The 4,655-nt window shown below is 67.9% G+C and carries 5 protein-coding genes and 2 pseudogenes; 3 read left to right on the top strand and 4 right to left on the bottom strand.

Features of this window, described 5'->3' with window-relative positions; all coding sequences use genetic code 11:
- Positions 1 to 99: 99 nt before the first annotated feature.
- Complete coding sequence (locus tag KN815_RS46430) at positions 100 to 396, bottom strand: ATP-binding protein (protein WP_253209675.1); 297 nt, start codon at positions 394 to 396, stop codon at positions 100 to 102.
- On the opposite strand from KN815_RS46430, the gene KN815_RS51275 reads away from it, so the two are divergent.
- Both KN815_RS51275 and KN815_RS52495 read left to right on the top strand, forming a co-directional pair.
- Positions 328 to 495: a hypothetical protein gene (locus KN815_RS51275; RefSeq protein ID WP_253209676.1), complete on the top strand. Its 168-nt coding sequence runs from the start codon at positions 328 to 330 to the stop codon at positions 493 to 495. The genes KN815_RS46430 and KN815_RS51275 overlap by 69 nt on opposite strands.
- Positions 496 to 553: 58 nt before the next feature.
- Positions 554 to 745 (top strand): annotated as a pseudogene (locus tag KN815_RS52495) (IS3 family transposase); the annotation flags it as partial.
- Positions 746 to 1,022: 277 nt separating this feature from the next.
- On the opposite strand, the gene KN815_RS46420 reads toward KN815_RS52495, so the two are convergent.
- The 3 genes from KN815_RS46420 to KN815_RS46410 all read right to left on the bottom strand — a co-directional run bounded on the left by KN815_RS46420 (position 1,023) and on the right by KN815_RS46410 (position 3,427).
- Positions 1,023 to 2,315 (bottom strand): 8-amino-7-oxononanoate synthase, encoded by a 1,293-nt coding sequence (locus tag KN815_RS46420; RefSeq protein ID WP_216347804.1) that lies wholly within the window; start codon positions 2,313 to 2,315, stop codon positions 1,023 to 1,025.
- A 119-nt stretch (positions 2,316 to 2,434) separates the two neighbouring features.
- Positions 2,435 to 2,572 carry a fumarylacetoacetate hydrolase family protein gene (locus KN815_RS46415; RefSeq protein ID WP_216347803.1) on the bottom strand — a complete coding sequence of 46 codons (138 nt, stop codon included), beginning with the start codon at positions 2,570 to 2,572 and terminating at the stop codon, positions 2,435 to 2,437.
- Between the two features lie 357 nt (positions 2,573 to 2,929).
- Positions 2,930 to 3,427 carry an Lrp/AsnC family transcriptional regulator gene (locus KN815_RS46410; RefSeq protein ID WP_216347802.1) on the bottom strand — a complete coding sequence of 166 codons (498 nt, stop codon included), beginning with the start codon at positions 3,425 to 3,427 and terminating at the stop codon, positions 2,930 to 2,932.
- Positions 3,428 to 4,041: 614 nt separating this feature from the next.
- On the opposite strand from KN815_RS46410, the pseudogene KN815_RS46405 reads away from it, so the two are divergent.
- Positions 4,042 to 4,655 (top strand): annotated as a pseudogene (locus tag KN815_RS46405) (indolepyruvate ferredoxin oxidoreductase family protein); the annotation flags it as partial.

The raw sequence follows: 4,655 nt of genomic DNA, 5'->3' as shown, positions 1-4,655 counted from the left end.
CTCCCCCTTGACCGCCTCCACCAGATGCAGGTGACACGTCTGCCGCGCGACCGCACGCTGCCGTGCGGGGTGGACGCCGGGGCATGGTCAGGGCGTGGGCTATTGGATTTCCGCCCATCGAGTGGTTCCGCCTTGGTAGGTCGTGGTTCCGGAGCGGGCGGACAGTGCGGCGACGATGGCGCTCCCGCGGCCGCTCTCCTCGGGTAGCCGAGGAGAGCGGCCGCGGTGGGGCAGCAGCGCCGGGCCCGCGTCCGTGACCTCGATGCGGACAGCGCACGCAGCCCGGCCACCCTGTCGGGACAAGCACAGCGACGCAGGAGGAAGGGCGTGAACGACCGCATTGGTGATCAGTTCGGAGACGACCAAAGGCGCATCGTCCGCAAGGTCCGAGGGGATGCGCCACTGTTGCATGGCGCGGGCGGCGCATCGGCGGACGGCGGCAAGACCTTCTGGAATGTGAGGCAGAGGGAAGGCCACCTCTGTCCGAGCGGATGAGACTGTCTCAAGGCTGTTGCTGAGCTTCACGGGCAGGTTGTGATTCATCGTGCTGTCCATCCAGCGCCTGGCGAGAGAGAACCCGACCTGGGGATACGTCAGGATCCAAGGTGAGCTGCGACGGCTTGGCCATCGGGTTGCCGCCGCCACGATCCGGCGCGTCCTGCGCCGCTCCGGTCTACCGCCCGCGCCGCAGCGCGCCTCCCAGCAGACGTGGCGCTCCTTCCTTCGTTCCCAGGCCCACACGCTTCCCCCTGCCCGCTGCCGCGGTCAGGCGCCGCCAGGTACTTGGCGGACTGCTCAACGAGTACCACACCACGCCACCCCGGCTGCCTCACCACCCACAGGAAAGGCCCAGCTCAGCAGCGTAAATGGAATATTGACACCCTTCAGGTGGCGCCCAGGGCGCCGCGCCCCTCGTATCCGGGTGCTGTAGCGGGCGACCCGGGCCGTCTATCTATCCGGGCCGCTATTGGATACAAGTCGGGTGCTCGCGGCTGAAGCTCGGCGCTGATGGCATTGGTGAGTCAGGCATCCGTGCCGCTGCGCGGGGCCCAGCGGGCGACCACCGTCACGGCTTGTTCGATCTGGTTGTGGGTGAGGTCGCCGCGTGCGGTGAGTCGTAGCCGGGAGTGGCGGTCGGGTGTGGACGGCGGGCGGAAGCAGCCCACCGCCACGCCTGCCTCCCGGCATGCTCGCGCCCATGTCACGGCGGCTTCCGGGGAGGGCGCTCGGACGGATACCACGGCGGCGTCCGGCACGCTCGCTTCCAGTCCGGCGGCCGCCAGGCCCGTCGACAGTCGCCGGGCCACCTCTCGGGCTCGTGCGGCGCGCTCCGGTTCCTCGCGCAACAGTCGCAGCGCGCCCAGGGCCGCGCCCACGCTCGCCGGGGCGAGCCCGGTGTCGAAGATGAAGGTGCGGGCCGTCTCCGTGAGGTGCCGGATGACCCTGCGGGGGCCCAGCACCGCCCCGCCCTGAGATCCCAGCGACTTCGACAGCGTCACGGTGGCCACCACGTCCGGGGAGCCGGCCAGACCGGCGGCCGACAGCGCGCCGCTGCCCCCGTCGCCGACAACCCCGAGGCCGTGCGCGTCATCCACCAGCAGCGCGGAGCCATGCGCACGGCATGCCTCGGCCAGCTCCGTTAGCGGCGCGGCGTCGCCGTCCACCGAGAAGACCGAGTCGGTCACCATCAGTGCACGACTCCCACTGTGCTCGGTGAGCGCGGTACGCACCGCGCCGGGCTCGCGGTGCGGCACCTGCGTGACCTTCGCCCGGGAAAGTTGGCAGCCGTCGACCAGGGAGGCATGGTTGTAGGCATCGAAGACGATGAGTGTTCCCGGCCCCGTCAGCGCCGTGAGAGCGGCCAGGTTGGCCGCGTACCCGGAAGAGAAGACCAACGCGGCCTCGAAGCCGCAGAAGGCCGCGAGTTCCTCCTCGAGTTCCTGGTGCAGATGTGTGGTGCCCGTGACCAGGCGTGAACCGGTGGCGCCGCCGCCCCAGCACGCCACCGCTTCCGTGGCCGCCCGCACCACTCGCGGGTGGCGGACCAGGCCCAGGTAGTCATTGCCCGCCAGATCCAGTACGGGCTCCTCAGCCGGTCGTGGGCGCATATGCCGGGTCAGCCCGGCGCGGCGGCGCAACTCGGTGCGCCGGTCGATCCAGTCGAAGACCGCCGCCGGGGCGGGGGCGGCACGCCCTGGGCGGTCGTGGGGCGGATCGTCCCGGCTCGCGGAAGGCGCGGTGGCATCCGGTGCGGAAGACGATCGATCGCCCGGTGGCGAGGAGGGTGTGGTCGGCTGGACGGGGTGCTGGGCCATGATCGGTACTCTGACACGCGCTCGGTCGACATACGGATGCGCGTCGAATCCGGTACACGGCTCGAGGCCGAAACCGAGAGCGTCGCACACCACATTGAGCATATTCATGGCGGCATCGATCACCTGAGGACATGGGTCATCTCGCCGATGCCGTCAATGCTTGTACGGACCTCATCGCCGCTAGCGAGGTAACGGGCCGGGGTCCGCCCCATGCCGACCCCGGCCGGAGTACCGGTGAGGTGCGGGAACGGGTCCATGGTTCCTTCCTCCCAGGTGCTCTGCCTCGGTGGGGATCCGGGGCCGGACAGCGAACCTCAGCCGTTTTGGCCTCGGGGTACGGGCATACGGGCGCGGCTCATGCATGATGCATCGCGCGCATGGCAATGCCCCGTTGATCCCCACACGGGCGGGCGGTGTGCTCAGATGGTCAGGTAGGGATAGTCGATGTATCCCTTGAGCCCAGAGGCTCCGAAGTTGGTGAACGTTGACTTGTCGTGGACGTTAGCGGGTGCCGCCTGAGCTGCCCACCCCCGTACATCGGCGCCCATGGCGACGGCATAGGGCGACCGGCCCGGACACAACGGGCTTGGTCGATACTGCTGACGGGCGGCGCCTCACCGCAGGTCAGGCGCCGGATTCCGGGTGAGGGGACGAGGAGTGCCGTTCAGTGTGACGAGGGGCAGCAGGCGATGGCGGACGCGCTCGCTGAGGGCGACTTCCGTCTTGGTGCGAACGACGCCCGGCATCTTGATCAACTGCTGGATCACGTCTTCCAGGTGGTGGTTCTCGCGCGCCACGACCCGGCACAGGAGATCCCCCTCGCCCGCTATGGTGTGCGCCTCGATCACCTCGGGTATCAGGATCAGCCGTCCTGTGACCTCGTCCAACTGGCCCTGTGCCAGGTGGAGGTGGACGAAGGCGAGCACGGGATAGCCCATCCGCTCGGGGCTCAGATGCGGAGCCAGATCAGCGACCACGCCCTCGCGCTGCAAGCGTGTGAGACGGGCCTGCACAGTGCCCCGTGCCACTCCGAGGATCCGCGCGTACTCGCGCATGCCGGCGCGCGGCTCTTCCAGCAGAAGGCGGAGGAGTGCGGTATCGAGGTCGTCCATGGCTGTACCGATGGCCTTTCCGCTGTCGGCTCGATGAGCCTCCGATGAGCTATTGGCTCAACCTACTCCCGGCTCTATTGACATTTCTAGATACCGCTTGCCTACTCTTTGGTCCACTTGCGCAGTCATTCAAGGCGGGGAGAGTACCGGTCTGCCATACCGGGAGCGCGGTGTGCGGGCGCTTACCGGCCGGCTTGAGGACCGAAGTGGGGACGGAAGGCCAGATCCAGTGGATTAGAGGCGTCCGCGTCCAGTCGTACCCGCATTCCCCGGCGCACGGCTGAGGGGGTTACATGATGATATCTCCCGGCCGTGAACGGAAATCAACGAGAGCCCCTTGTTTCATTGATTACCACCTTGGACTTTCTGCGGGCAACCCCCGGCAACAGCCACTGCTCGGCCACACACTTCACATGACAGCGAGCTGAACTCGGTCGAGGTCGCCCCGGATGTGCCAATGGCCTTTTGAGATCAAGAGATGTCCATCACTCACTGGGCCGGTGGCCCAGTGACGAGACTTTCTCGTTGACGCACGTCCATAGGCGGCCCATAGCATCAGTTCAATTGGCCCCAGCCTTAATGTCCGAGGTCCTTGAGAGTCAGGTGATGTTTGGATGTCCGCACCGGTTGTCCATGCGGCGACGGATGGTGATTTCACGCTTGAGGACCGTTATCTGAGGGAGCGGGGGACGGTCTATCTCACCGGTGTCCAGGCTCTGGTGCGTGTCCTCTTCGACCGGATCAGGCATGACCGGCGGGTGGGGCGGGATACCGCGGCCTTCGTCTCGGGGTACGAGGGTTCCCCCCTGGCCGGCTTCGATCTGGAGTTGGCGCGGCGCTCCGCGTTGCTGGCCGGGCATGCCGTCTCGCATCAGCCGGGGCTGAACGAGGAGCTGGCGGCCACGTCGGTGATGGGCAGTCAACTGGCGGGTGAGGCGGGCCGTATGCGGCCGGACGGGGTGATCGGGCTCTGGTATGGCAAGTCCCCGGGGCTGGACCGTGCGGCCGATGCCATCCGGCACGCCAACCTTGTGGGCGTCCCGGCCGTCGGCGGTGCGCTCGCGCTTGTCGGCGACGATCCGGTGGCCAAGTCCTCGACGGTGCCCTGCGCGTCCGAACGTGTCCTGGCGGACCTGGCGTTGCCGGTTCTCTACCCGGCGGATACGCAGGACATCCTGGATTACGGACTGCACGCGGTGGAACTGTCCCGGGCCAGTGGGGTCTGGGC

This window comes from Streptomyces niphimycinicus (genome assembly GCF_018883605.1).
Taxonomy (GTDB): domain Bacteria; phylum Actinomycetota; class Actinomycetes; order Streptomycetales; family Streptomycetaceae; genus Streptomyces; species Streptomyces niphimycinicus.
Note: the sequence above shows the minus strand (reverse complement) of the source record. Positions and strands in the feature narration are given on the sequence as shown.

Bases quoted from the DNA above. Each gene is read 5' to 3' on its own strand.
- KN815_RS46420 (WP_216347804.1), bottom strand. From the start codon at position 2,315: ATGGCCCAGCACCCCGTCCAGCCGACCACACCCTCCTCGCCACCGGGC.
- KN815_RS46415 (WP_216347803.1), bottom strand. From the start codon at position 2,572: ATGGACCCGTTCCCGCACCTCACCGGTACTCCGGCCGGGGTCGGCATG.
- KN815_RS46410 (WP_216347802.1), bottom strand. From the start codon at position 3,427: ATGGACGACCTCGATACCGCACTCCTCCGCCTTCTGCTGGAAGAGCCG.